The sequence below is a fragment of the Kurthia sibirica genome (genome assembly GCF_003143975.1).
GTDB classification, from domain to species: Bacteria; Bacillota; Bacilli; order Bacillales_A; family Planococcaceae; genus Kurthia; species Kurthia sibirica.
This window is the reverse complement of the sequence record NZ_QFVR01000016.1, coordinates 32566-58765: the sequence shown is the minus strand read 5'-3', so window position 1 is coordinate 58765 and position 26200 is coordinate 32566. Positions and strand designations below refer to the sequence as shown.

Annotated in this window: 26 protein-coding genes and 1 riboswitch; of the genes, 21 read left to right on the top strand and 5 right to left on the bottom strand. The window is 36.6% G+C overall.

The genetic code is table 11. The annotated features are described in order from the left end of the window. The first annotated feature begins 50 nt into the window (after positions 1-50). Positions 51-809 carry an NRDE family protein gene (locus DEX24_RS11760; protein ID WP_170112926.1) on the top strand — a complete coding sequence of 253 codons (759 nt, stop codon included), beginning with the start codon at positions 51-53 and terminating at the stop codon, positions 807-809. Positions 810-1162: 353 nt separating this feature from the next. Here the strand turns inward: DEX24_RS11760 and DEX24_RS11755 are convergent, their stop codons facing one another. The 3 genes from DEX24_RS11755 to DEX24_RS17225 form a co-directional block, all read right to left on the bottom strand. Continuing rightward, positions 1163-2125: a metal ABC transporter solute-binding protein, Zn/Mn family gene (locus DEX24_RS11755; protein ID WP_109306622.1), complete on the bottom strand. Its 963-nt coding sequence runs from the start codon at positions 2123-2125 to the stop codon at positions 1163-1165. Between the two features lie 89 nt (positions 2126-2214). Then, the gene (gene yidD / locus DEX24_RS11750; RefSeq protein ID WP_109306621.1) at positions 2215-2448 is read right to left on the bottom strand and encodes a membrane protein insertion efficiency factor YidD; all 234 of its coding nucleotides are present in this window, start codon (positions 2446-2448) and stop codon (positions 2215-2217) included. Further along, positions 2448-2609 (bottom strand): hypothetical protein, encoded by a 162-nt coding sequence (locus tag DEX24_RS17225; protein WP_170112925.1) that lies wholly within the window; start codon positions 2607-2609, stop codon positions 2448-2450. Before DEX24_RS17225 ends, yidD begins: the two co-directional genes overlap by 1 nt. A gap of 158 nt (positions 2610-2767) precedes the next feature. Between DEX24_RS17225 and DEX24_RS11745 the strand changes: the two genes are divergently transcribed. Continuing rightward, a complete protein-coding gene (locus DEX24_RS11745; RefSeq protein ID WP_109306620.1) occupies positions 2768-3028 on the top strand; it encodes a GlsB/YeaQ/YmgE family stress response membrane protein in 261 nt (86 codons plus the stop codon). A 54-nt stretch (positions 3029-3082) separates the two neighbouring features. Here DEX24_RS11745 and DEX24_RS11740 read toward each other — a convergent pair whose 3' ends face one another. Then, entirely contained in the window at positions 3083-4120 is a 1038-nt protein-coding gene (locus DEX24_RS11740; protein WP_109306619.1) for a Cj0069 family protein, read from the bottom strand. Between the two features lie 345 nt (positions 4121-4465). Between DEX24_RS11740 and DEX24_RS11735 the strand changes: the two genes are divergently transcribed. The 15 genes from DEX24_RS11735 to DEX24_RS11665 all read left to right on the top strand — a co-directional run bounded on the left by DEX24_RS11735 (position 4466) and on the right by DEX24_RS11665 (position 18741). Then, positions 4466-4930 (top strand): NUDIX domain-containing protein, encoded by a 465-nt coding sequence (locus DEX24_RS11735; RefSeq protein ID WP_109306618.1) that lies wholly within the window; start codon positions 4466-4468, stop codon positions 4928-4930. Further along, complete coding sequence (locus DEX24_RS11730; RefSeq protein WP_109306638.1) at positions 4923-5699, top strand: alpha/beta hydrolase family protein; 777 nt, start codon at positions 4923-4925, stop codon at positions 5697-5699. Before DEX24_RS11735 ends, DEX24_RS11730 begins: the two co-directional genes overlap by 8 nt. A gap of 116 nt (positions 5700-5815) precedes the next feature. After that, positions 5816-6562, top strand: coding sequence for a DUF2087 domain-containing protein (locus tag DEX24_RS11725; protein WP_109306617.1), 747 nt, complete (start codon positions 5816-5818; stop codon positions 6560-6562). An 89-nt stretch (positions 6563-6651) separates the two neighbouring features. Further along, a complete protein-coding gene (locus tag DEX24_RS11720; RefSeq protein ID WP_109306616.1) occupies positions 6652-6987 on the top strand; it encodes a GIY-YIG nuclease family protein in 336 nt (111 codons plus the stop codon). Positions 6988-7098: 111 nt separating this feature from the next. Beyond that, positions 7099-7977: a LysR family transcriptional regulator gene (locus tag DEX24_RS11715; RefSeq protein WP_109306615.1), complete on the top strand. Its 879-nt coding sequence runs from the start codon at positions 7099-7101 to the stop codon at positions 7975-7977. Between the two features lie 531 nt (positions 7978-8508). Further along, positions 8509-10140 carry an ABC transporter substrate-binding protein gene (locus tag DEX24_RS11710; protein WP_109306614.1) on the top strand — a complete coding sequence of 544 codons (1632 nt, stop codon included), beginning with the start codon at positions 8509-8511 and terminating at the stop codon, positions 10138-10140. 24 nt (positions 10141-10164) lie between these two features. Then, positions 10165-11169 (top strand): ABC transporter permease, encoded by a 1005-nt coding sequence (locus DEX24_RS11705; protein ID WP_246131503.1) that lies wholly within the window; start codon positions 10165-10167, stop codon positions 11167-11169. After that, the gene (locus tag DEX24_RS11700) at positions 11169-12839 is read left to right on the top strand and encodes a dipeptide/oligopeptide/nickel ABC transporter permease/ATP-binding protein (protein WP_211310120.1); all 1671 of its coding nucleotides are present in this window, start codon (positions 11169-11171) and stop codon (positions 12837-12839) included. The genes DEX24_RS11705 and DEX24_RS11700 overlap by 1 nt, the downstream gene beginning before the upstream one ends. Before the next feature lies 1 nt (position 12840). Then, positions 12841-13617: an ABC transporter ATP-binding protein gene (locus tag DEX24_RS11695; RefSeq protein WP_109306613.1), complete on the top strand. Its 777-nt coding sequence runs from the start codon at positions 12841-12843 to the stop codon at positions 13615-13617. After that, complete coding sequence (locus tag DEX24_RS17775; RefSeq protein ID WP_307725585.1) at positions 13614-14837, top strand: hypothetical protein; 1224 nt, start codon at positions 13614-13616, stop codon at positions 14835-14837. Before DEX24_RS11695 ends, DEX24_RS17775 begins: the two co-directional genes overlap by 4 nt. Position 14838: 1 nt before the next feature. Beyond that, the gene (locus DEX24_RS11685; RefSeq protein ID WP_170112924.1) at positions 14839-15492 is read left to right on the top strand and encodes a cell division ATP-binding protein FtsE; all 654 of its coding nucleotides are present in this window, start codon (positions 14839-14841) and stop codon (positions 15490-15492) included. Beyond that, positions 15479-16354: a cell division protein FtsX gene (locus DEX24_RS11680; RefSeq protein WP_109306611.1), complete on the top strand. Its 876-nt coding sequence runs from the start codon at positions 15479-15481 to the stop codon at positions 16352-16354. The genes DEX24_RS11685 and DEX24_RS11680 overlap by 14 nt, the downstream gene beginning before the upstream one ends. Next, a complete protein-coding gene (locus DEX24_RS11675) occupies positions 16347-17300 on the top strand; it encodes a hypothetical protein (RefSeq protein ID WP_109306610.1) in 954 nt (317 codons plus the stop codon). The genes DEX24_RS11680 and DEX24_RS11675 overlap by 8 nt, the downstream gene beginning before the upstream one ends. A gap of 13 nt (positions 17301-17313) precedes the next feature. Next, a complete protein-coding gene (locus DEX24_RS11670; RefSeq protein ID WP_109306609.1) occupies positions 17314-18186 on the top strand; it encodes a hypothetical protein in 873 nt (290 codons plus the stop codon). Between the two features lie 12 nt (positions 18187-18198). Further along, complete coding sequence (locus DEX24_RS11665; RefSeq protein WP_109306608.1) at positions 18199-18741, top strand: hypothetical protein; 543 nt, start codon at positions 18199-18201, stop codon at positions 18739-18741. Positions 18742-18944: 203 nt separating this feature from the next. Here DEX24_RS11665 and pckA read toward each other — a convergent pair whose 3' ends face one another. Then, positions 18945-20531 (bottom strand): phosphoenolpyruvate carboxykinase (ATP), encoded by a 1587-nt coding sequence (gene pckA, locus DEX24_RS11660; RefSeq protein WP_109306607.1) that lies wholly within the window; start codon positions 20529-20531, stop codon positions 18945-18947. A gap of 200 nt (positions 20532-20731) precedes the next feature. Beyond that, positions 20732-20846, top strand: a riboswitch (SAM riboswitch). A 249-nt stretch (positions 20847-21095) separates the two neighbouring features. Between pckA and metK the strand changes: the two genes are divergently transcribed. From metK to DEX24_RS11640, 4 genes are all read left to right on the top strand, one after another. After that, on the top strand, positions 21096-22301 hold the full coding sequence (gene metK / locus DEX24_RS11655; protein ID WP_109306606.1) for a methionine adenosyltransferase: 1206 nt from the start codon (positions 21096-21098) through the stop codon (positions 22299-22301). A 203-nt stretch (positions 22302-22504) separates the two neighbouring features. Beyond that, positions 22505-23254: a DeoR/GlpR family DNA-binding transcription regulator gene (locus DEX24_RS11650; RefSeq protein WP_109306605.1), complete on the top strand. Its 750-nt coding sequence runs from the start codon at positions 22505-22507 to the stop codon at positions 23252-23254. Further along, positions 23251-24165 carry a 1-phosphofructokinase gene (gene pfkB / locus DEX24_RS11645; protein ID WP_109306604.1) on the top strand — a complete coding sequence of 305 codons (915 nt, stop codon included), beginning with the start codon at positions 23251-23253 and terminating at the stop codon, positions 24163-24165. The genes DEX24_RS11650 and pfkB overlap by 4 nt, the downstream gene beginning before the upstream one ends. A gap of 15 nt (positions 24166-24180) precedes the next feature. Next, positions 24181-26112 carry a PTS fructose transporter subunit IIABC gene (locus DEX24_RS11640; RefSeq protein ID WP_109306603.1) on the top strand — a complete coding sequence of 644 codons (1932 nt, stop codon included), beginning with the start codon at positions 24181-24183 and terminating at the stop codon, positions 26110-26112. Positions 26113-26200 lie beyond the last annotated feature (88 nt).

Genomic DNA, 26200 nt, shown 5'->3' with positions numbered 1-26200 from the left:
ACAATAAGTTATGCGATAATCGAATTATACATAGTAAAGGAGGAATGAAAATGTGTATTATTTCACTGCAATTTGACCCCCAAGGGGACACACCGTTGATTGTACTAGCCAACCGTGATGAATTTTATGCACGCGCATCACTTCAGGCACATTATTGGGATGAGCAGCCAACGATTTTTGGTGGTCGTGATGTGGAGCGAGGAGGCAGTTGGTTAGCGCTTACTAACAATGGACGTTTTGCTGCAGTTACAAATTATCGCGATTTCACATTAGAACCAGTAGGCGAAAAATCACGCGGGGATCTTGTTAGTCACTTCATTAGCTCCGATATAACTGCCGAGGATTATATGGCTGCGATTCAAGCGGTTAGATTGGATTATGGTCCGATGAATTTACTCGTATATGATGGAAAGAAACTCATTCATTTTAATAATATTGACAATCGAATTAATGAATTACAAGCGGGTATACACGGTTTAAGTAACGCTAGTATCAATACGCCATGGCCAAAAGTTGAACGCATGAAGCAGTTATTTCAAAACGCAGTTAATGAAGAAAGGTTAACAGTAGAAAAACTATTACCTATCGGTTTAGATACAGTGCGTCCTGTAGATGAGTGTTTACCAAATACTGGTATAGGCCTAGAGGGAGAAAGAGAATTATCATCCATTTTTGTAAAACGTGATGGTTATGGTACACGTAACACGACAGCGCTTATTATGAAACGTGATGGTTCTATCAATTTTGCAGAACAAACCTATGATGAAGGCATGATTGATGCCATTATTCATGAAAAAATTAGTCAATAATAAAAAGCGTTGTGTTCATTATTGGGATGAATGACAATGGATTTTTAATTTCATTTATCTTTTTTTATTTAGCCTAGATGTAAACCAACTTCTTTATATGTTAATAGTAATAAAATTTTCTCTTTAGGTGGTTCATTTTTTGTATTCGACCATCACTCACCTTTCTAGCTTTACTTATTATTCAGCATGTTAAGTAGATGAGATTTGGTGAACCTGTGCTTGTCTGCGGAAAGCTTTCGCCATTTCTAACTGTCTAAAACATGAATTAGTTCGATAGCCCAACATATATAATAGAACCTTATAAAAAGGCTTCGGAAATCTATTTTACTAGATTTCTGAAGCCTTCCATTTTGTTACTGTAGTGCTTTTTGGAATGTTTTAATTGTCTCATGCATAATCGTTAAATAATCTTTTTTCGCAGCGATATCTTCTTTTGTTAAGACGCTTAAATTATTAACCGTTAAACTTTGTGCTCCGACATCTTTTTGGATTACTTCAGATAGCTTAGAAGATACATTTTGCTCAAAAAGAATATAGTTGATATTGTCTTTTTTCGCTTTAGAGGCAATTTTCGTTAACTCTTGTTGTGAGGGCTCTTGTTGAGAATTTAAACCAGAAATCGCTTGTTGGTGTAAGCCGTAAGTACCAGCAATATAACCAAATGACGCATGGGATATGAAGAATGTATCTGTTTTTGCCTGTTGAGCCATCTCAGTAAAATCGGCATCTAGTTGTTTTAAGTCGATAATTAACTTATTATAATTTTTCGTATAATCCTCTTTGTTTTTAGGATCTTTTTTAATTAAATTATCTTTGATTGATGCAGCTAATTCCTGACTGATGATAGGTGATAACCAAACATGTGGATCGACGTTACCGTGACTATGGCCTTCTTCGCTATGGTCATGGTCTTCTTCTTCGTGGTGATCATCTTTTGTAGCTGTACTTGTGGCGAATAATTTTTCGTCTACATGAGCTGTTGTTTCCACCATTGTAACATCTTCATTTGCTAAAGTTTTCTTGGCATTGGTCACAAAGCCTTCAAGACCTAGACCAATATAGAAAAATAATTTTGAATCGGCAATTTTCATCATGTCTTGCTGTGTTGGTTCAAAGGTATGTTCATTTGATCCGGGCGGGTAAATGGACTCTACTTCAACATGATTGCCACCGATGCGCTCAGTAAAGTATTGAAGTGGATAAACAGTCGTATAGACAGATAATTTAGAAGCATCCTTTTTTGTGGTGTTATTACCACATGCTGCCGTAAAGAGTGCAAGGATGGCAACTAGTGAAAGCATAAGTAATTTTTTCATATTTTCCTCCTCAAATAGTAATCATTACTATTTACAATTGCTACTATACTAGAAAAAAGATATTTTGACAATAGAAAAACCATCGAAAATTATTTTTTTTTCGATGGCCATTTTGCTGGAACTGGGTCGAAACCACCTTTTGAAAAGGGTTGGCAACGTAATATACGATAGATTGTTAAAAGTGTGCCTTTAATGGCACCATGTGTTTGTAAAGCCTCTATACCATAGTTGGAACATGTTGGATAAAAGCGACAACTTGGTGGTTTTAGAGGTGAGATTGCTTTTTGATAAAAGCGAAAAAGTAAAACGATTAGATGTTTCATCATAATTCTTCTTTCTTAGGAACGTGATTAGTGTCATTTGGTTTTGCATCGATGTATTTATGCGAGTGGTTATTATTACGGATAACGAAGTAAACTAAATAACTAGCGAAGCCAATCGTAATGAAGACAACTGGTAAAATAGCAAGCCATGCAACTGTCATAGTTGAACCCCCCCATAACTATTCTTTAGTATACTAAATTATATGTTGTAACGACAGTATAGTGCTTGAGTTGTGAAAATGTGCATTTTTTTTGTTTAAATTGTTTAACTGTCATGGAAGAGGGAAATAATAGTTAGTATAGAAGGGAGTGTTGACCAATGTTTTCATTTTTATGGTATATCATTATAGGTGGTATTTTAGGATGGATAGCTGGACTTATTGTTAAAAAAGACGTTCCTGGTGGCGTTATTGGTAATATTATTGCTGGTATCGTTGGTGCTTGGCTTGGTAGTGTTATTTTAGGTGATTGGGGTTGGCAAGTAAGTAAGTTCTATGTATTCCCAGCACTAATTGGCTGTATTGTCTTAATTTTAATTGTTAGCTTTATAATGAAGAGTTTTTCAAAAAAAGCAGCATAATATAAAGGGTATGTAAAACGAATTAATTCGTTTTACATACCCTTTTTGATGCGCTTATGCGATGGATGTATGAGCAGCTAAAATACTTGATATAATTGCTTCAGCAACTTCCTCTGCTAATTCTAATTGAGATGTAAATCCGACGCAAGAGCAGTTCATTTCACCAAGAATATACGTATCATGTCCGTCACTTGTCGTATCCAAAATAAAATCAGCTGTCCAAATCAAAGGTAAATCATAGCCACCAAGCAATTGTGTAATTTCAGGTAACTGCATTAAAAATGAAGATACTAAATGCTGCCACTGTTCTGGTTGATCATAGCGATAGTGTGCACCAGAAAAAAGTGTAGCGCTAAAAGCATCTTCGCTGTCATATGGCTTTTTATGCACAACATGGATTGGACGATCTTGTAACATAAGTAAGCGAATTTCACCCTCTTTAATACGCGGTAAAAAAGGCATATCGATAAGCATACCATTATCACCAACGATATACTTTTCACAAAATGCCATAAATTCTCCGAGTTCCCAATACTCCACATGATTATCCTTTGCTTCTGTACATTTAATCTTTGTGGTTGTATGTAGAATATCTTGTCCTCCATCTACTAGTGCAACTCGCCAGATACCTTCTCCGGTAGAACCGCGGTTTTGTTTCAAAACGCGCTCGCCCTTTGCTAGTGATGAAGGGAAATTCTCGAATAGTTCCTTAATCGTATAGTACGCAAACGTATCGTTTGGTACGAGTGATGTATCTGTTAGTTTTACGAGGGCATCCTTCGCGCCATAGCCAATCATGGCGTCTGGATGTGGCATTGCGATAATGCCTTCTTCACAAAGCTGACGTAGCATAGAAAAATACGCCGATTCATGCTTTAAATTCCCTGGATTTATGCGTGATACATAAGCAATACCATGTGCTAAAACATAGTTGAAAATAGCTTGTTGGTTGTCAAAATCATAAAAGATGACCTCCGCTGCATACCCACGCCGTTCTAAAGCATGTACCATCGGCATTGTATCTTTTCTGTAGCCATCAGGACCCTTGTCACTACCACCTTGTACCTCGAAAAATATAACTTTTTTCGACATGTTTCTACCTCCTTAAAATGAAATTTATTGCTAGATAAATATACTATAAAAATATTGAAAAATAATAGTACTTTTATGAAAATAATGTGATCAAATACCAAAATAAATCTCTTTACAATAGGCAATCTTTATGAAAAAAATCAAGAAATAGCTTGTGCTAAAAGTTGGTTTTTCAGCCTTATTTGCTGTCGAAATTGACATGATTAGCTAAATAGAAAAAGGCTCCTCCCTTTCTTTTTTAGAAGCATTAGAATCGTAGAAAAGAGTTAGTTACCCCTATGTTATCGATGCAAGTTGAAGTAGCTTTGACAATGGGCTACACTGAAGATACAAGGAGTGATAGTGATGTTTTCATATACAGATTTAAACGGTACTGGCGTCGAATTATCTTTCAAAAAAAATGCCTTTCCTATTCAAGCAACACATGTATTAGTAATTGCAAAATATAAGGGGCTTTGGGTACTGACTGATCATCCGATACGCGGTATCGAATTTCCAGGTGGTAAGGCTGAAGTGGGAGAAGATTTAGCAGTAGCAGCGGCAAGGGAAATGGCAGAGGAAACAGGAGCGATTATTACAAATATAGAGTGGTTAGCAACTTATTTAGTACAAGATGATCAACCATTTGCAAAGGCAGTATTCGTTGCAAATGTCGCATCAATACAACCAGAGTTCAAACCGCGCGAAACAAATGGTCTCGTATTATTAACAGAAGAAGAATTTAATAATGCTGAAAATTTGAGTTTTCATATGAAGGATTCAGGCATGAAGAAAATGCTTGAAAGGATGAGTGAACGTGAAAATTGTTAATGGTGATATATTCTTCAAAAGAGTGTATCCATCACCTAATCCACATGTGCAATTAACAGAAATTACCTATTGGTCTGAAGGGCTTCTGGTAAAGGGAATGCTTGCTGAGCCAATAGTAGATGGAAACTATGAAGGTATTTTGTATTTACGTGGTGGCATACAATCGATCGGTATGGTTAGGCCTGCAAGGATTGCACAATTTGCATCACAAGGCTTTGTCGTATTTGCTCCATATTATAGAGGGAATCGTGGTGGACAGGGGAAGGACGAATTTGCAGGTGCAGATCGTTATGATGCCATTGCAGGTGTTGACGTACTTAAAAAATATTGTTCATCACAGAGAATTCATCTCTATGCCTTTTCTAGAGGTGGTATTATGGCATTATGGACAGCCATAAAACGTGAAGATATTACGTCACTGGTAACTTGGGGTGGCGTTTCTGATGTGGAATTGACGTATAAAGAACGTGTTGATATGCGCCGTATGATGAAACGCGTGATTGGTGGTACACCGTCTCGCGTACCAGAAAATTATGAAGCGAGATCCGCATTGAAACATCTAGATGAACTGACAATTCCAGTATTGATTATTCATGGAGAATTAGATGATCATGTCCAGCTATCTCATGCCCAACTTTTAGAAAATGCATTAAAAAAACAGTCAAAAAAAGTCGAAACATGGTATTATCCGGATTTGAATCACTACTTTCCAGGTCAACTAAATCAAGAGGTTGTGGCTGCTGCTCTACAATGGATGAAAGCACAATAAAACAAAACAGAAATCAAATGATTTCTGTTTTTTTATTGAACAAAAAATATATTTGTTTGCTTAATTATAAACAAAATGATAATATGTTTATAAAATGATGATGAAGAGGTGCAAAGATGAAATATGATATGGATGAAGTAAAGGTCGAACAACTTATAAAAGGGTATCAAGAGCAAGAAGAATACTTTAGCTGTTTACTATGCAATCATAAAATAGAAAAAGGCATTGTTTATATGAAAGAAGACATAATGTACGAAGCAGAAAAGTTCATGAAGCTTCATATCACAATAAAACACGACTCTGTCTTTACCTTTTTTATAGAGCAAAATAAAAAAATGACTGGCTTAACAGAACACCAAAGTAATTTGATGACAGCTTTTTATGAAGGCAAAGGCGATAAAGAGATACAAGCAGAATTAGAAATAGGTAGTATATCAACGATTCGTCAGCATCGTTTTGCGCTTAGGGAAAAAGAGAAGCAAGCAAAGGTTTTTTTAACATTAATGCATCTGCTAAAACAACGTGAAAATAATGCAGATGATTTTGTTCCAGTACACCAGACAGCAACAATGATAGACGATCGTTATAATGTGACTGAAAAAGAACAACAAGAAATATTGGAAAAGAATTTCCCAGAGGGTTTAAATGGGAAATTAGCAAGATTTCCTAAAAAACAAAAACATAAAATAATTGTCTTACGGGCCATTGCACAGAATTTTGAAGAAGGAAGAAAATATAGTGAAAAAGAATTGAATGCTATAATCGCTGAGAAATTTGATGACTTTGTTACGCTTAGACGCTACTTAATCGAATATGGTTTTGTCGATCGCTTAGCAGATGGTAGTGAGTATTGGTTGAAGTAAGTAAAATGAATGTATGGGAGGACGATATGCAATTGTTATTTTATAATTGTGAGTATCTGTCTTGCTAACGCGAAAAGGAGTACGAACAGATGGGTCATAAAAAAGAATTACAAGAACAATACAAAGAAATACCAATTGAAGCGGGTATTTATTCCATTACAAATAATAAAAATGGCAAAGTATATATTGGAGCTTTAAATAATTTAAAACGTTTAAACGGCGTACAGTTTCAATTGAAGTTAGGTACGTATATGAATAAAATTGTCCAAAAAGAATGGCAGGAATTCGGCGAAGATAACTTTGTAATAGCAGTCAATGAGACACTAAAGAAGCCTACTAGTGGCAATTACGATGTGAAAAAAGAATTGGCAAAAAGAGAAGCCTATTGGATTGAAAAAATAAAACCTGTATATAATCAAAAATAATAAACATTGTCGCTAAGTAACAAGAGCGACAATTTTTTAATTTCTAGCGAGAAAAAGATTTCTAGGTTATAATTGAGAGTGATAATCAATATTGATAGGGGATTTTTTTTGATGCTCGATAAGTTTAAAACATTTGTTACTTTAGCTAAATATAAATCATTTACGAGTACTGCAAAACATCTTTACTGCTCACAACCAACGATTAGTCAGCATATTAAAATATTGGAAAAACAATATGCAGTGCAATTAATCAATCGCGAAAATGGAGAAGTGATGTTGACGCAAAAGGGCGAGCAATTTTTACATTATGCACAATCAATTTTGGATCTAAATTCAAATTTAATAAATAAAATGGAAGAACCGTTAAAAACAGAACAAGCAATTTCAATCTATGTGAGCCATTATTTAGCAACGTTCTTTTTTAATGAATTATTTAGTAAAAATGATATTGGTAAAAAACATCTATATGAAATAAGAAGTTATGGCTATAATGAACTGAAAGAAAAGATAATGAATGATCAAACGGCATTTGCAATCATGCCTTATTATGAAGAAGATGAGGACCTGGCTACCATTTGTACAACGGATATTTTATTTGAAGAAAATTTTGTTCTTGCCATACCAAATGATCATTCTTTGGCTACTAGAAAAGTTATATATGCCAAGGACTTAAATGGTGAAAAAATACTTTTACCAACTTGTGTCCATATTAATCACCGCATACGCTCTAAGATAGAAGAAAAAGATATTTTTCCAGAATATGCTCAAATGTCTGATTTCAGTTTAATTGTAAAAGGTGTTTCCCAAAAGATGGGCATCGCATTTGTTCCTAATAATAGTACGACGATTCATCAAGAGAATATTGTCATTCGTTATGTAAAAGGTATGACGATCATTAGACAAAATGCCGTTATGATTAAACGGGGTTATACATTATCAGAATCAGAAAAAGATTATTATGATGCATTAAAAGAAAATATGAAGAAATAAAAAGACAGGTAGAGTGATGATACCTGTCTTTTTATTTTGGGTTCAATACTATTTGTTGAGGTTTTCAAACAATACCACTTCTGCTCGATACTTTCCGCGAGCCTCGCCTCAACTAATTCCGTAGGAGATGTGAGCTTATCATATTTAACACATACTTTAATTGCTGAGAAAAAAGTCACCTAAAAAGAAATAACTGAACTGGTTCTATTACCTAAAGCGATTGCAATTGATGATTATAAAGGCGATTTGCCAGCGGAAAGCATTTGTCCGAAACGAACAAATAGAAAAAGTAGCGTGATTTGAAAAATCCAAATCACGCCACCTCAATAATTGACATAGAACCTTATTTTGCCTAGATCATCATGAACTATTACAAATCATGATGTAATCATAAGAAATTATTATAAAGAGGCTTTAAAGGTAGATGGCAGTAGAAAATTATTAAAAGTCGTCCTCTAAATGGTATTGATAATCATTATCAACGTTGGTATATTGCTAGAGTAAATAAAAAAATTAAGCGGGGGAATTGGCATGAAGAAAATTTTGAGATTACTATTTGTTGTCACGGCATACGCTACGCTGTTAATTGGTTGTGGAAAAGCAGTTGATCAGACAACTGATGTATCAACAAATGCATCAGTAGCAAAAGAATTAACTGTTGGTATACCAAATGATTTTGGACCAATTAACTTGTATACAGAGAGTGAAGATTGGATTAATGAAATGGTTTACGACAAATTAATGGCTTCCTCACCATATATTGAAAAACCGATCCCTTGGTTAGCTGAAAAAGTAACAAAAGAAAATGATACGACGTGGACAGTAGTCGTTCGTGACGGTATCAAATGGCAGGATAACCAAAAATTCACAGCGGAGGATGTTAAATTTACATATGAATATTATCGTGATGGTGCACAAAATCGCTATACGCATCATGTAAATGAAGTGCCTAGTATTAAAGCTATTGATATTGCCAAAGACGGTAAAACTCTTACTTTTACATGTGAATATGCTTGTCCGCAATTAGACACCATTACATTTGCAGACTTACCAATTTTACCAGAACATATTTGGAAAGGTGTAGAAAACCCACGTAAAGTAACAGAATTAGCAATTGGTACAGGGCCGTATAAATTAACGGAATATAAAGCTGGTGATCATTATACGTTACAAGCAAATACAGATTACTTTAAAGGCGAGCCAACTGTATCCAAAATAAACCTGCCAATTATTTCGGATTCGACTGCGATGTTTAATGCTTTAAAAACCGGTGAAATTGATATTTCAAAACGGACTGTTCCAACGGAATTAGAATCATCTCTGCTGTCTTCTGATTTTAAATTAGCAAAAGTCTCTGCCTTATCAATTGTTCAGTTAGGGATGAACTTTACGAAAGAGCCATTTGCAGATGAAACATTCCGTGCAGCCTTATCAAATGCTATCAATCAAGATGCACTTGTGAAAACAGTCGGCTCTGGTGTTTCAGGTGTTGAAGGCTATCCCCATAAAGATTCACCTTGGACCAACCCAACAAATAAACAACCCTTTGATCAAAATGCAGCAATCACAGCATTTGATAAATTAGGCTATAAAGATCTAGATGGTGATAGTTTCAGAGAAAATCAAGCGGGCAAAAAAGTAACATTCAAATTAATAGTTGCTTCAAATGAACCGATTTATGTAAGAGTTGCTGAATTAATCAAAAAACAATTAGCAGATGTAGGATTTGATGTCCATGTTAAGGCGGAAGAGCCTACTACATTTGCAGCAGATTCAAATGATAAAAATTATGATCTGTATGTCTCGTTAATCGGGCCACATGGCGCAGCAGATCCCGATCAATTCATCATGTCGAATCGATCAGGTTATTTATGGACAAAAGATCTTAGCTATCCAGCAATGGATTCATTGCAAAAAGAGTGGGAAGCTACTAGTACAGCTGAAGCACGTAAAGCTGTATCGTTCAAACTTCAAACGCTATACAATGCACAGCCAACGGCGATATCACTATATTATCCAGAAGCTGTTTATGCGTATAATGCCAAAAAATATGATGGTTATGTAGAAACATTAGGTTTTGGCATTATTAATAAGTACTCATTTTTATCGCGTGCTGTTCAAAAAGAAGTGTCTACGACTACACCAGATTTACTATCAAAATAATGATTAAAAGGTGGGGCAAGTACATTGAAAACCAATTCGATCATGTTTGTGAAAAAGCTTCTTCAATATGCAATTGTGCTATTTGTAGCAGTAACAATTAATTTTATCCTGCCACGACTCGCACCTGGAGATCCGCTTTTATCCTTTTATGATGAAGGAACATTAAGGGAATTAAGTGATGCGGAAAGACAGCATGTTCTAGCCACTATGGGACTCGATGGGACTTTGTTCCACCAATACATAGACTATTTAAAAGGTATTGCAACATTTAATTTAGGTGAATCTATTCAATATTCAAGGCCCGTAATTGACGTCATACTGGATTACTTACCGTGGACAATCGTACTTGTGTTACCAGCGATGTTATTGAGTGCAGTCATCGGTATTTTAATTGGTGCATATTCCGCGTGGAATCGTGGCAAGAAAAGAGATACAGCGATGTTAACAACGATGTTAACATTTCAGGCTGTACCAGGCTTTTGGATTGGTATGGTATTGATTGCACTATTTGCTGTTAATTTAGGATGGTTTCCAACATTCGGTGCAAAGGCGCTTGTGGCACCGCCGTCTGTCTTTGGCCAGTTGAAAGATATTGCTTGGCATTTGGTATTACCAATCACAACTTTATGTATAGCTACCGTTGGGTCAAATTATTTATTGACTCGTTCTTCTATGCTTGAATCGCTTGGGCAAGATTATATCATTCTAGCGGAAGCAAAAGGAGTTCGGAAAGTGAGACTTATTTTAAATCATGGTTTACGCAATGCATTTTTACCAGTGTATACGCATATTATGATGGGACTTGGCACACTAATTGGTGGAGCTGTAGTGATTGAGTCTGTCTTCTCGTATCCAGGAATTGGTAGTCTATTATATGGTGCAGTAAATGCGCGCGACTTTATTCTATTACAAGGGATATTCCTTTTTATTACAATGGGTATTATTATCGCAAATATTATGGCGGATATTACGTATCCATTTATCGATCCGAGAACAAAAAAATTAGTGAAAAAAGAGGAGGGCTTCTAATGCGATCATCTACAAAGAAAATTGGCTATATAGGGTTCGCGCTACTAGCCATCATTATTCTTTTTGCACTAGTCGGTCCTCTTGTCATTCCATATGACAGCTCTGAACAAACTGGCGAATCTTTTGAAGCACCAAGTGCCGCTCATTGGTTGGGTACAAATGATATTGGGCAAGATATTTTAGCAGAGTTAGCAGATGGTGCAAGAACTTCATTATTTATCGGTCTTGTAACAGCTATTTTAGCTACTTCAATTGGTGCATTTATTGGTATCACAGCGGGATATATGGGCGGTTTATTTGAAACTTTGGCCATGCGAACAATAGATATTGTTTTGACATTACCATTTCTCCCGTTAATGATTGTTGTTGCGGTATACATGGGGCAGAGTACATGGACAGCAATTTTTGTTATTACGCTCGTGATGTGGGCAGGAAAAGCGCGTCAAATAAGGGCACAAACATTGACGATAAAAAGCTTGGGTCCCGTTCAAGCAGCAAAAGCCATGGGTGCTAACCACCCATATATTTTTAAAAAACATATTTTACCCGGCGTATTTCCGTTATTAATTCCACAATTTGTTGCAGCAGTTAACGCAGCTATTTTATTAGAATCTTCCCTCAGTTTTCTTGGTTTAGGGAACCCACTTATGAAAAGTTGGGGATCTATTTTATATTATGCTAATAATAGAAGTGCTTTTTTAACTGACTCATGGGCTTGGTGGATTGTACCACCTGGTGTATGTATTGTTGCTGTTGTCCTAGCTTTTTCATTTATTGGTTATTACTTGGAAGAAAAGGTGAACCCAAGACTATCAAGTTATACTGTGCGTAAGAGAACAATGAAAAAAGAAAGGATACTACCAAGGCAAGATGATGGTAATATTCTGTCATTAGAAGATGTGACAATTGCTTATCACCATAAAGAGGCAGTGAAAAATGTCTCTTTTACTGTAGAAAAGGGCAAGGTTTTAGGTATAGTTGGCGAATCTGGCAGTGGTAAAACAACATTGGCCACCGCAATTAATGCACAACTCAGCGGAAGTGCCGCCATTTTATCCGGTGCTATTTATTTTAATGGTGAAAATATGGCTTCTTATAGCGAAGAGAAAATTCGTTCCATGCATGGACGAGAAATTGGTTATATTGCACAAGCAGCTATGAATGCTTTGAATCCAGTCGTGAAGATAAAAGATCAACTGAAAGAAGCAATGACGGAGCATTATAAAATGTCACCAGTGGAAATCAATACACGTATAGTGGAAGTGTTGCATCAAGTAGGATTGGCATCTCGTTGGCAAAATGCATACCCCCATGAATTATCCGGAGGTATGAAACAACGAGTCGTCATAGCAATTGGCATTATCAATAAGCCGCAATTTGTTATAGCAGATGAACCGACAACAGGTTTAGATGTTATGGTACAAGTTGAAATTATTGAATTGCTTCAACAATTACAGCAAGAGCTTCAAATGTCGATGATTTTCATTTCGCATGATTTACCAGCAGTATTAAGAATTACAGATGAGCTGATTATTATGAAATATGGCTATATCGTTGATCGAGGTCCTTCAAATCGTATAGCTAAATATTCACAGCATCCTTATACGAGAAGACTTGTAGATGCGATTCCAACATTACCAAAACCTTTACTAGAGGAGGTGTTGAAATAATATGCTTGAAATAACTACTATAGAAAAGAGTTATGGCAAAGAAGTTCAAGTATTAAAAAATGTCTCTTTTTCACTGGCACCATCTGAAATTATCGGTCTGATCGGTGCATCGGGAGCAGGTAAAAGTACGATTGGTCGCATACTCGCAAATCTAGAAGTTGCAGATAAGGGCTCGATTTTATTTGAAAATCAGCAATTGATTAAAATGTCAGCCAAAAAACGTCGTCAATTATCAAAAGATATTCAAATGATTTTTCAAGATCCCTACTCGGCGCTATCTTCTCGAATGACAGTAAAGGAACTAATAGAGGAAGCATTACTTATTTTAAAAATCGAGTCTTCTAAGATGGCAAGATTAACTTTAATCAAAGAGGCACTAAAACTTGTTTCACTCGACCCAGATCATTATCTTGGGCGTTATCCGCACGAATTATCTGGTGGTGAAAGACAAAGAGTGGGCGTAGCACGTGCCATTGTATGCAATCCGAAACTCATTGTCGCAGATGAGCCGACGTCAATGCTTGATACGTCTTTGCGCCTCGAATTGATTGCATTATTAAAAAGTCTCAATGAAAAGAAAGGGACAGCATTTATTTTTATTACACATGATATTGCGTTAACGCAAAACTTTTGCCAACGTTTACTTGTTTTAAACGAAGGTCAAATTGTTGAACAAGGTAGTACTGAAGATATCATCTTACATCCAAAGCATGATTTCACAAAAAAATTATTAAGCGCATTACGTAAATTAGAAGCAAGAGAGGAAGTCTATTTATGACACAAAAATTCGCATTTTTAACTGCCTATAATGTATTTTCACATGAGGCTGACATAGAAAATTTTGATTATATTGATCAATACAATTTAACGGAGGATTTAATAGGAAAATATAGCTGTTTAATTGTGACTGGTTACTGTGACCAAGATTTTTTATTTGAAAAACGTCAAGTGATTTTAGATTTCTTGAATGCGGGTAATATCGTATTATTTTGCGGCAATTTAGTGACGGCATGGTTGCCAGGCGCTTCATTATTTGAAGCCAAAGAGATTAAGAGTTATAAGGATTATGAGTTGCAAATTCCAACACCTAATGCAATTTATGCTGGAGTGGAATTGAATGATATGGTTTTCAATAAAGGCGTGGCGGGTTTCTTTGCACGGGGCCATCATAATGCACCAAGAGGCGCAGAGATTTTACTGACACTTGGTGAAAATCGTCCTGCTACATATATAGACCGCGTTACAACAAATGGAACAATATTGGTACATGTTGGTTTTAATTTATTTGGGTATATGTCTGATGGTAAAACGACAGATAAAATCGGGCCACAATTGGTGCAGTGGTGTAAAGATGAAGTGACAGCTTTATCAATAAAATCAAGTGTCACACGTCGTCGTATTGGTGTTATTTATAGCGGAAGTTCCCATCATATGCGTACGTATAAAACGGGAGAATTTGCCAAGAGTATTTCTAAGATTATTCCGATTCGTGATTTAGCAACGGCTAGTTTCTCAGATATTGATGTTTTAATCATTCCATCTCAATCCAATATGTTATTTTTGTTAGCGCATAAGCAACGTATTTTTGATTATGAAGCAAATGGTGGAATCGTTGTGACATTTGGCCATCAAAGTGAAGAATGGCTACCGAATGTGAAGTGGGAATTACGCCCAACAAACTTCTGGTGGTGGTTAGAAAAAGAACCAAAGAGTGGATTAGTTTTGGCAGGTAATGACCATGATTTATTTAAAAATTATTTAACTTTAGCAGATGCAACATGGCATCAGCATGGTGTATATTGGCCGGAAAATGATGTAGAAACATTAGTGGCTACTGATGATGGTGGTTCAGTACTCTATATTGATAAAACAGATGGTAAAGGAATCTGGATCAATACTACATTAGATCCAGATTATCATTATGGCTCATACTTTATGCCGGCAACAGAACGTTTCTTAAGAGGATTTTTACCTTGGCTCGAACATGGCGACATTTAATATGCTCGAATTTCGAAATATCACTAAAAATTTTGGTGAATCAGTTATTTTACACGAAGTGAATGCCATTTTTCATAAGGGAAGTTTCCACTTTATTTGTGGAGAATCAGGTAGTGGGAAGAGTACTATTTTAAAATTAATAAACCAAGAAATAGCAGCGGAAAAGGGGGATATATTATGGCAGGGTCAGCCGTTAAAATCCTATGAAAAATTTAAATTACGACGTCAAATAGGGGTGGTTTTTCAATCTTTTGAACTGATTCACCATATGACGGTCTTAGAAAATATACTATTAGCAGGGCGAGCGCTTGGAAAGAATCGTCAAGCACTTCTACAGCGAGCCATGAAATTACTTACACGTGTTGGTTTGAATGGCAAGATTGAAGCGTACCCGGAGCAGTTATCGGGTGGTCAAATGCAAAGAGTAGCAATTGTTCGTGCCATACTCAATAAACCATTGCTCTTACTTGCAGATGAACCGACTGGGAATTTAGATAGAAAAGCAGCGAGTGACGTGATGAATTTACTTTATGAATTACATAGAGAAGAGCAGATGACAATGATTGTTGTTACGCACTCTGAAGAAGTACTAGCTCAATTTACACAAGCCCAGCGTTGGTATGTAAAAGAAGGGGATTTCTATGAGCAAGAGTGAGTTACGCTATGTATTGTCCGATGCATATATCGGTATCAAACGTAATAAGGGTGGGGCAATAGCTTCATTATTATTTACAGCGTTATCAATGAGTTTCATAGGGATTTTTTTATTATTTCGTATTGTGGTAGGAGGTGCGACAGATTATGTGAGCAGTCAATTAGCGATGAAGGTTTATGTCTCTCAAAATATGTCTACCTCAGAGTTAGCTACTATTTTAGAAGAAAAAGATTTCGTCAAACATGTTGATATTGAAAAAGGAGAAGATCTTGTAAATAGATTGTCTTTTTTCTTTGATAAACGAGCTTATCTACTTGATGCGTTTCAAAATGGTCAAGTGAATGATGCTATTCGCATACAATTGAAAAATTCACAGCAAATCGATGATGTTGCACAGGTACTTCGTGGCGTGCATGGTATTGACAAAGTTGTCTATCCACAAGAATTGGCGCAATTATTACAAAAAATATTAGTCAAAATGACATTTTACGGTATTGCAATCACAGCAATTTTATTGATTGTTACTTTTTTTATGATTTATATGACACTTCATTTAGCCTTATATAAACGTCATCAAGAATTAAAAGTGAAATTACTTGTTGGCATGAATCCAGCAGTTTTGCGTTGTCAATTTTTAGTTGAAGGATTTAGCCTAGCTATAGGAGGTGCGATTATTTCAACAGTTGTAACGTTAGTATCGTATCACTTTTTCTTTTCAGCTCTTCAAACATTCTTTGTCTTTTTAACACCGATTACATCTGAGCATTTATGGCTGTGCATTCTTATAGAAATCTTGTTAGGCATAAGTATGAGCTTATTAGCAAGCTATCTTGCAACAAGGAAGTGGATAAATAATGCGTAAATATATCTTTTTTACACTTTTAGCATGTCTACTTCTATTTTTTTGTAAACCCGTATCTGCCCATCTAACAGGTGCATTTGCAGAATTTTTAGCAGTCGTATACGATGAATCGACAACAGCTGATTTAAAACGACAATTAGAGGATACAAAAGCTGAAATTGCAGTGATTACACCCAAAGTGGAAAGTTTAGAACAGCAATTCACGCAACAGCAATCTCTCGCCATTGATCAGTTAATTGCCTACAATGATATCGGTCTCGATACATGGTATCTGCTGTTAGCTGATAACGAAGATATGGTTGATTTATTAGGTGATCAATGGATTATGACAAAGGCTATTAATCATTATTTGGCTTCCTTAAATGATTTATATTTATTGTATGAAGAAGTGAAGCTAGAGCAAACTACTTTACAAGGTCAGGAAGAACTTCTCAAGATGATAGATAAAAGTATAAAACGTAGAGCAAGCTATATGGCAGAGAATGAGGGACTTGACATTGAAAAAATTGCCAATTACTTAGATATTGATTGGTTTTCAGAAGTCGAAGAACCACTGATTCAAGCGATGACTGCTGATAAAAATAGAGTGAAAAAAGAATTAATGTCGTTATTTGTGAAAAAAGGAGACGCTCTTTTTTTACAGGAAGCAACTTTGAATAAAGAGAGTAAAGCTCATTATTTCTTGCGTGCAGATCATATTTATATAGAGTTTGAAATAAAGGATGAGCATGTTATTTTAATAGGACAAATTCTACAAAATCGTACAGGGACAAAGGCTAAATTAACGTTTGAAGCAGGTTATTATAATGGTTTTTTCTTACCGACTGCTAATTTGATGGAGCTTCCTACTATTGAATTTGATTATGCTACACTCAAAAAATTTCCTAAGATACAATCGCCTTATTTAACGCAACAAAATGGCTTTATTCACTTGAATTCAAAGTGAAAGGAATGAAAAAATGTATAAAAGAATAGTAGTGTTTGTAGTTATTACACTGTTGATATACACAACACCAGTACATGCTCATATTATGAATACCACTAATATGTATACGGATATAGAAAAATCTCCGGATAAAGATGCTATTTTATATACATATGCGTTAAATTTGATTTTTACAGATGAAGTAAGGTATAAACCAGCGAATAAATTACTTCAAAAAGACTTCGCTGTTTGGTACAGCCATTTTTTAGCATTGAATTTGACTGAAAAACAGGCTATTAAAAATGCCCTCGATAAAGGGTGGATTAATTTTGAAGATGAAGCTTTAACCTACAGGCAATTAAATATCGTATTACTTGAAAATAGAGTGGAATTAGAAAAACCCGGTGAAACTGTGACAAGAGGAGGTTATGCGCGTTTTATTATGAAATATGCAAAACTAAAATTAAGTGCTGGTCATACATTACTTGATAAAGCAGCAGTCAAAGAAGGACCGACTGGTATTATTTCTACTGTGCAAGAACCAAATAAACACACGAATAGACTCTATACACTTACGGTTGATGGCAAAGACTATCAGCTAGCTGAGCACCCTAGTGTAGTCAATAATTCGACGGACCCCCTTGTTTGGCAGGGGCAAAGGGTGAAAACCTCGCTGGTAGGAACGCAAGCAGTTTCCGACAGAATAGATCGCACTGAATCTAAAGAGGGTAGTAAACTTCACTATTTAGAAATTGAGACTGTTGAAAAAAAGAATCAAATAGCAACGCAAGCAAAAAAAGAGCCGCAGCAAGAAAAAATAGTGAGGCCATTTTTAGGTTGGGTGGTTATTGGATTACTAGTTCTCTTAGGATGGATACTGTTTACACGACAAAATAAAAGAAAATAGAGGCGATTAATAGTGAGTATTAAAGTGAAAGATTATGGATATATAGTAGAAATAGCATTTGAGGATATTCGTAAATTACATGGGATTCGTGCATATATGGCAATTGGTGTAGGCTACCGCATTCTCGAGGCAGCTGTTAGAGAGTTAGGGCAAGGGGAAATCATCTCACGTGAAGATATCCAAGTTATTACAGGACATGGTGGCCCAGGATTTCGTGATGCAATCGAATTTGTAACACGAGCGGTCACGCGTGACCAATATACTGTGGACCCAACTTATCCAGTAGCGCAGTATGATCCGCATCGCCCGACAGGTTATGTTTATATTTTCACACTAAAAGGTGAAAAAACTATTCAAATTACATTAAATAAATCCTTTTTACCGCCAATTTTTTATGATTATTTATTAAAAGGTCGTGAAGAGAGCTTTACAGCAGTAGAATATGATGATAATGAACGTTTAAAGAAGGAGTTATGCTTTAAAGCTTTAGAAATGACAGAGTCTGAATTGATTACTATTAAAGAAATTCCAACACCAGACAGCCATAAAGCTTAATTAGGTTATACTATTGAAGCGATTAAAAAACCTAAAGAGGCTGCGAAACAGAGATAAAAACGGTGACAACACAATTTTATGCACGAAAATTACTATAAAATGGAGGAGATTCGCCTGAAAAAAACCATAAAATAAAAGAGCAGCCGGTTCATAGGCTGCTCTTTTTTATATACAATCTACTATTTTTGGGAAATAGAATGTTGTTAGACTAATGGTGCACCTTTAGTTGTAATGTCAGCTGAAACATTAGCGAATTGTTGGAAGTTCTCATGGAACATACCAGCTAATTTTGTAGCTTTTGCATCATATGCGGCTTTGTCAGCCCATGCATTACGTGGATTTAACAATTCTGAAGGCACATTGTCGATAGCTGTTGGTATAGCTAGGCCAAAGAATGTATCTTGTTCAGTTGGTATAGTCGTCAATTTACCTTCGATTGCAGCATTAACCATTGCACGCGTGTAAGAAAGTTTCATACGCTTACCAGTACCAAATGATCCGCCAGTCCAACCAGTGTTTACTAGGAATACATTTACATGATGTTCGTCGATTTTCTTCCCTAACATTTCAGCGTAAACCGTTGCTGGAAGCGGTAGAAATGGTGCGCCAAAGCAAGTTGAAAATGCAGGTTCTGGCTCTACTACACCACGTTCTGTACCAGGTGTTTTTGAAGTGAAACCTGATAGGAAGTGGTACATAGCTTGTTCTTTTGTTAGTTTTGCGATTGGAGGTAATACGCCAAATGCATCTGCAGTTAAGAAGATAATTGTATTTGGGTGACCTGCAACTGAAGGAAGCACAATATTATCAATGTTGTCGATTGGATAAGCGGCACGTGTGTTTTGAGTAGGTGTTTCATCATTGTAGTCAGGGATACGCGTATCTTCATTCACTACAACATTCTCTAGCACAGTACCAAATTTGATAGCATTGTAAATTTCTGGTTCTTTTTCAGCCGATAGACCAACTGTTTTTGCGTAACAGCCACCTTCAATATTGAAGACGCCATTGTCTGACCAACCATGTTCATCATCACCGATTAATTTGCGGCTAGCATCAGCTGATAATGTAGTTTTACCAGTACCTGATAGGCCAAAGAATAAAGCTGTATCGCCATTTTCTCCAACGTTTGCTGAACAATGCATAGACAAGATATCATTTTGTGGTAACAGGTAATTCATAATACCAAAAATAGATTTTTTCATTTCACCAGCATACTCCGTACCACCGATTAAAATCACTTTTTTCTCAAGTGAAACAATGATAAAAGTATCTGAAGATGTACCATCAACAGCCGGGTCAGCATGGAAAGTTGGCGCTGAAACGATTGTGAAATCTGCAAGGTGATTGGCTAATTCAGCGTCAGTAGGACGGATGAACAAGTTGTGCGCAAAAAGATTATGCCAAGCATATTCATTTACAACGCTGATTGATAAACGACTCGCCTCATCTGCGCCAGCAAAGCCTTTGAAGACGAAAATTTCTTCTTTTTCTTTTAAGTAGCTCACTACTTTACTGTATAATGCATCGAAGATTTCAGCAGAGATTGGTTGGTTTGTAGTACCCCAGTCAATTTTATCTTTTGAAGCTTCTTCTACTACCATATACTTATCTTTAGGTGATCGACCAGTGTATTTACCAGTGTTAGCACGTACAGCGCCATCAACTGTTAAGATTGCTTCTCCGCGAGAAGTAGCTTTTTCTACTAATTCTGGAACAGAAAGTTGTTCTTTTACATTATTTCCTGCTAAAAGCGTCTTCAGTTCATTCGAAATTTCTACTGAATTCATGTGTATGTGTACCATCCTTTTTATAAGTATGTTTCCCACTTTTCGGGGATTACTATCATTTATGGAATTAGTATAACACATTCAAGTTAATAGTCTATACTAATGTGATATGTTTTTAAGAATTATTGACAATTTAAAAACAGTATTTAATAGGGTTGACTTTGTAGGTATCTTCTACTAAAATAAAATCTGAACGGATACTCTTATCCCGAGCTGGTGGAGGGTCAGGCCCAAAGAAGCCCAGCAACCTGCATTACATTTCACGTAATGCGTTGGTGCTAATCTGATGCAAGGAATTTCCTTGAACGATAAGAGTGAAAGGTGCTTACGAAATTATCCCCTTTCTCTCATGATTTATTATGAGCGGAAGGGGTTTTATTATTCCCAAAAAAGAGGGTGTATACTATCCTTTTTATTTGAATATAATGGCACTTTCTATAAAATCCTCGTGTTTAAGCAGCGTATGCTGGCTTGGCGTTTCTTCTATATAAGAATAGAAGAGCACACATGGATAAAGAGTACCGTATCTTTTTCGAGGCGATCTCGTATAGGAGGACACCAATTATGGCTCAACGTCGATTATTTACTTCAGAAAGTGTTACAGAAGGACATCCGGACAAAATTTGTGATCAAATTTCAGATGCAATTCTTGATGCGATTATTTCAAAAGATCCCAATGCACGTGTTGCATGTGAAACGACAGTTACAACTGGTCTTGTTTTAGTAGCAGGAGAAATTACAACATCTACGTATGTGGATATTAAAGGTATCGTGCGTGATACCGTAAAAGAAATTGGTTACACACGCGGTAAGTTTGGTTTCGATGCCGAAAACGTCGCAGTTCTTGTAGCGATTGGTGAACAATCACCTGATATTGCACAAGGTGTGGACCAAGCGTTAGAAGCACGTGAAGGGACAATGTCAGATGACGATATCGAAGCAATTGGCGCAGGTGACCAAGGTTTAATGTTTGGTTATGCAAATAATGAAACACCTGAGTTGATGCCTTTACCGATCAGCTTAGCTCATAAGCTAGCACGTCGCTTAACGGAAGTGCGTAAAACCAATCTTTTAGAATATTTACGCCCTGATGGTAAAACACAGGTTACTGTAGAGTATGATGAAAATAATCACCCTGTACGTATTGATACAATCGTTATTTCTACACAGCATGATGAAGAAGTAACATTAGAACAAATCAATACCGATCTACGCAAATATGTTATTGCAGAAGTTGTCCCGGCAGCATTATTAGACGACAATACTAAATACTTCATCAATCCAACTGGTCGCTTCGTAATCGGTGGACCTAAAGGTGATGCGGGGCTTACGGGTCGTAAAATTATTGTTGATACTTACGGTGGTTATGCACGTCATGGTGGCGGTGCATTCTCTGGTAAGGACGCAACAAAAGTTGACCGTTCTGGTGCATATGCTGCACGCTATGTGGCAAAAAATATCGTGGCAGCTGGTCTTGCTGATAAAGCAGAAGTACAGCTTGCATACGCAATTGGCGTAGCGCAACCTGTATCGATTTCAATCGATACATTTGAAACAGGTAAAGTACCAGAAGCTGATTTAGTAGATGCAGTTCGTCAACTGTTTGATTTACGCCCAGCAGGTATTATTAAAATGCTTGATCTTCGCCGCCCAATTTACAAACAAACAGCAGCATACGGACATTTTGGCCGTACTGATTTGAATGTTCCTTGGGAAGCAACGGATAAAGCAGATCAACTAAAAGAATTATTCTCTAACGCAACAAAATAACTAATACATCGTAAAGCTGTCCACTATTATTGTGGACAGCTTTTTTTGTTCTTTGACAAACGAGTAGTTTGTACAGTATCTGTTGCTATTGTTATAGGGTAGTAAGGAGATTGTGAATGATTTTGAATGAATATGACTGTTTATGATTGATTTTACAGTGGTAATCATTTAAACTGAGATAAATTGGAAAGGTTGTTAGGACTATGCTTATAAATGAAAGACAAACGTTAATATTAAAATTACTATCAGAGCATCAAACAATGTCTTTGCAACAACTTGTAGATGTGACAAATACTTCAGAATCAACCGTTCGTCGTGACTTAACTGAGCTAGAAGCAATGCATAAATTAATGAGGATACATGGCGGAGCAACTTTGCGTTCCTCAAGCCTTCAAGAAAAAAGTTTAGAGGAAAATGCAGTGGAAAATTTAGAGGAAAAACAGCAGCTAATGGCTGTCGCAGCAACCTTAATTGATGATGGAGATTGTATTTATATTGATGCAGGTTCAACAATGCAACAATTAATACCTCATTTAAAGGGTAAGGATATTGTAGTCGTGACAAATGGCTTGGCGACAATTGCAGTTTTGCGTGAATTCGATATTAAAGCATATTTGATTGGTGGTTTATTAAAAAGTAGCACGCAAGCATTCATTGGTGCAATGGCCATTCATGCGTTGGAACAATACCACTTTGATATTAGTTTTATTGGGGTTAACGGTTATTCTGTGGAACAGGGATACACAACAGCAGATCCAGAAGAGGCATTAGTGAAAAAACAAGCGATTGCGCAATCAACGAAAAGTTATGCCGTTGCGGATCATTCAAAACATCGCATAGTGAAATTTGCTAAAATCACCGAAATGTCATCAATGGCCTTAATTACATCACAATTACCGGCAGAATCGTTAGAGAAATTACAAAAAAATGAACTGGAGGTCATGCAACCTTGATTTATACCATTACTTTTTCACCGTCAATCGACTATATTCCATTCGTGGAAAATTTTAAAATTGCTGAATTGAACCGAGCGTCGGATGTACGTTATTTTGCGGGCGGCAAAGGCATCAATATATCAAGGGTCTTAACATCGATGACTGTTAATACGACAGCGCTTGGATTTATTGGTGGATTTACGGGAGCATTTATAGAAAATGCTTTGACAAATAATCATGTGAGAAATGACTTTATTAAAATTGCAGAACCAACACGTATTAATGTCAAAATAAAATCGGATGTTGAAACGGACTTAAATGGACCAACACCTTACCTAACTGAGGAAGAATTAGATATTTTAAAAATTCAATTGGCCAATAAAATACAGCGTGAAGATTGGTTAATTATTTCTGGTAGCATCCCAATGTCAATCCCTAATTCTTTTTTCGAATACATTTCCAATCTGTGTGAAGAAAAACAAGCGAAATGGGTTCTCGACACGTCGGGACCACGCCTTGTAACATTGCTGCCATTTAGACCGTATATGATCAAACCGAATGAGGATGAACTTGCTGAGCTAGTAGGGCAGAAAAGCGAAGAATTGCATGAAATTGTAACTGTTTCTAAAAAAATTGTTGCAGCAGGTGTAGCACTTGTAATCGTATCACTAGGGGGAGCGGGAGCTGTATGTGTCACAGATGAATTGCAATTGCATGTTGAAGCACCTCAAGGGAAGGTGATCAATACAGTGGGGGCAGGTGATTCAGTTGTGGCGGGTGTCGTAGCTCAACTAGCCCAAGGTAACAGGATGGAAGACGCGATTAAATATGGTATTGCTGCAGGCAGTGCAACAGCTTTCCATGAAGATTTATGTACGAAAGAACAAGTAGAACAATTACTAGATCACGTAATTGTGTCCGACATTTAAAGGGGGGATTTTAAGATGAAGATAACAGAACTATTAACGACAGCAACGATGAAATTAGATTTAGATGCTACGACTAAAGACGATGTATTAAGTGAATTAACGGCAGTATTACAGCAAGCTGATAAATTGAATGATGCGGGATTATTTTTAGAGGCATTGCAAAAAAGAGAACAATCGAGCACGACAGGTGTAGGAGATGGCATTGCCATACCACACGCTAAAACAGCAGCCGTTAAGGAACCGGCCATTGCATTTGGACGTAAAAAAGAAGGGCTGGACTATCAATCATTAGATGGTCAACCTGCAAATTTATTTTTTATGATTGCAGCGACAGATGGCGCAAATAATCTTCATCTTGAAGCACTTTCAAGGTTGGCTGGTTTCTTAATGGATGCTCAGTTTACAGAAAAACTACGCAATGCGACAACGAAGGAAGAAGTACTAGAGGCCATTGAAGAAAAAGAGCAGGCTGCTGACGATAAAAAAGTAGCAGCAGATACGAAGGAAACGGAAGAGAAAGATCCAAAGCAATTACGGGTCTTAGCTGTAACGGCTTGTCCAACAGGCATTGCACACACCTATATGGCAGCAGAAAAATTAGAAGAAGTGGCAAAAACACGAAATATTTCTATTAAAGTAGAAACAAATGGTTCGAGTGGTGCACAAAATGTTTTGACAGCAAAAGACATAGCTGAAGCAGATGCAATTATTGTGGCAGCCGATACGAAAGTAGAGCTCGCACGTTTTGAAGGTAAAAAAGTAATTCAAGTACCCGTCAGTAAGGCGATTTATGAACCAGATGCATTATTTGATCGCGCAGCAAAACCAGGTGGTGCAGTCTATCATCATCAAGGTGGCGGAGATGATGGATATGAAGAAGAAGATGGCGCAGCGAAAAATAGTGTCAGCTCGCAAATTTATAAGCATTTAATGAACGGTGTTTCAAATATGCTACCATTCGTTGTAGGGGGCGGGATACTCATTGCAATTTCTTTCTTTTTCGGCATAAACTCAGCTGAAAAAGGCAATGCAGAATACAATGAATTTGCCTATATGTTGAAAACCATTGGTGGAGGTAATGCCTTCTTACTAATGGTGCCAGTATTAGCTGGTTTCATTGCTATGAGTATTGCTGATCGCCCTGGTTTTGCTCCTGGTATGGTTGGTGGTTTACTTGCGATTACGGTGAAAAATGCTGAAGGTGCCGATTCTGGCTTCTTAGGTGGTTTAATTGCTGGTTTCCTTGCAGGTTATATCGTCTTAGGATTGAAAAAACTATTTGCCAATTTACCAAAATCTTTTGAAGGTCTGAAACCGATACTGATTTATCCATTACTTGGTATATTCTCCGTCGGTATTATTATGATGCTTCTAAATCCACAGTTAACAAAACTATATACAACATTCTCTGATTTACTAAATTCGTTAAATGGCTCGAATGTTATCCTGTTAGGTGTTGTTTTAGCAGCGATGATGGCCTTTGACCTTGGTGGTCCACTAAACAAAGCGGCCTATACATTCGGTATAGCTATGTTAGATGCAGGGAACTATCATATTATGGCTGCTGTTATGGCAGGTGGTATGGTGCCTCCACTAGGTGTTGCATTAGCTACAACTATTTTTAAAAATCGTTTTACGAAACCAGAACGTGATACAGGTAAAACGAGTTATGTACTGGGTGCCTTCTTTATATCAGAAGGAGCGATTCCATTCGCAGCGAGTGATCCACTAAGAATGATTCCATCCTTTGTGGTCGGTGCAGCAGTCACTGGTGGTTTAACAATGGCTTTTAAAATTGGTTTACCAGTACCACATGGCGGTATTTTTGTTTTCCCACTTGTTGAAGGCGGAGGTATGAATATTGCGCTATATGCCATTGCCATTATTATCGGTTCCATTATTACAGCATTGATGATTGGATTACTGAAAAAGAAAAAAACAGCTTAATTTAAATAAAAACCGCCTATTCCTATAGAGGGCACTGAAAAACTTACGTTTTTTATGACGAGTTGATTTTTTAGATAAAAATAAGGCA

Bases quoted from the DNA above. Each gene is read 5' to 3' on its own strand.
- DEX24_RS11760 (WP_170112926.1), top strand. From the start codon at position 51: ATGTGTATTATTTCACTGCAATTTGACCCCCAAGGGGACACACCGTTG.
- DEX24_RS11755 (WP_109306622.1), bottom strand. From the start codon at position 2,125: ATGAAAAAATTACTTATGCTTTCACTAGTTGCCATCCTTGCACTCTTT.
- yidD (WP_109306621.1), bottom strand. From the start codon at position 2,448: ATGAAACATCTAATCGTTTTACTTTTTCGCTTTTATCAAAAAGCAATC.
- DEX24_RS17225 (WP_170112925.1), bottom strand. From the start codon at position 2,609: ATGACAGTTGCATGGCTTGCTATTTTACCAGTTGTCTTCATTACGATT.
- DEX24_RS11745 (WP_109306620.1), top strand. From the start codon at position 2,768: ATGTTTTCATTTTTATGGTATATCATTATAGGTGGTATTTTAGGATGG.
- DEX24_RS11740 (WP_109306619.1), bottom strand. From the start codon at position 4,120: ATGTCGAAAAAAGTTATATTTTTCGAGGTACAAGGTGGTAGTGACAAG.
- DEX24_RS11735 (WP_109306618.1), top strand. From the start codon at position 4,466: ATGTTTTCATATACAGATTTAAACGGTACTGGCGTCGAATTATCTTTC.
- DEX24_RS11725 (WP_109306617.1), top strand. From the start codon at position 5,816: ATGAAATATGATATGGATGAAGTAAAGGTCGAACAACTTATAAAAGGG.
- DEX24_RS11720 (WP_109306616.1), top strand. From the start codon at position 6,652: ATGGGTCATAAAAAAGAATTACAAGAACAATACAAAGAAATACCAATT.
- DEX24_RS11715 (WP_109306615.1), top strand. From the start codon at position 7,099: ATGCTCGATAAGTTTAAAACATTTGTTACTTTAGCTAAATATAAATCA.
- DEX24_RS11710 (WP_109306614.1), top strand. From the start codon at position 8,509: ATGAAGAAAATTTTGAGATTACTATTTGTTGTCACGGCATACGCTACG.
- DEX24_RS11700 (WP_211310120.1), top strand. From the start codon at position 11,169: ATGCGATCATCTACAAAGAAAATTGGCTATATAGGGTTCGCGCTACTA.
- DEX24_RS11695 (WP_109306613.1), top strand. From the start codon at position 12,841: ATGCTTGAAATAACTACTATAGAAAAGAGTTATGGCAAAGAAGTTCAA.
- DEX24_RS17775 (WP_307725585.1), top strand. From the start codon at position 13,614: ATGACACAAAAATTCGCATTTTTAACTGCCTATAATGTATTTTCACAT.
- DEX24_RS11685 (WP_170112924.1), top strand. From the start codon at position 14,839: ATGCTCGAATTTCGAAATATCACTAAAAATTTTGGTGAATCAGTTATT.
- DEX24_RS11680 (WP_109306611.1), top strand. From the start codon at position 15,479: ATGAGCAAGAGTGAGTTACGCTATGTATTGTCCGATGCATATATCGGT.
- DEX24_RS11675 (WP_109306610.1), top strand. From the start codon at position 16,347: ATGCGTAAATATATCTTTTTTACACTTTTAGCATGTCTACTTCTATTT.
- DEX24_RS11670 (WP_109306609.1), top strand. From the start codon at position 17,314: ATGTATAAAAGAATAGTAGTGTTTGTAGTTATTACACTGTTGATATAC.
- pckA (WP_109306607.1), bottom strand. From the start codon at position 20,531: ATGAATTCAGTAGAAATTTCGAATGAACTGAAGACGCTTTTAGCAGGA.
- metK (WP_109306606.1), top strand. From the start codon at position 21,096: ATGGCTCAACGTCGATTATTTACTTCAGAAAGTGTTACAGAAGGACAT.
- DEX24_RS11650 (WP_109306605.1), top strand. From the start codon at position 22,505: ATGCTTATAAATGAAAGACAAACGTTAATATTAAAATTACTATCAGAG.
- DEX24_RS11640 (WP_109306603.1), top strand. From the start codon at position 24,181: ATGAAGATAACAGAACTATTAACGACAGCAACGATGAAATTAGATTTA.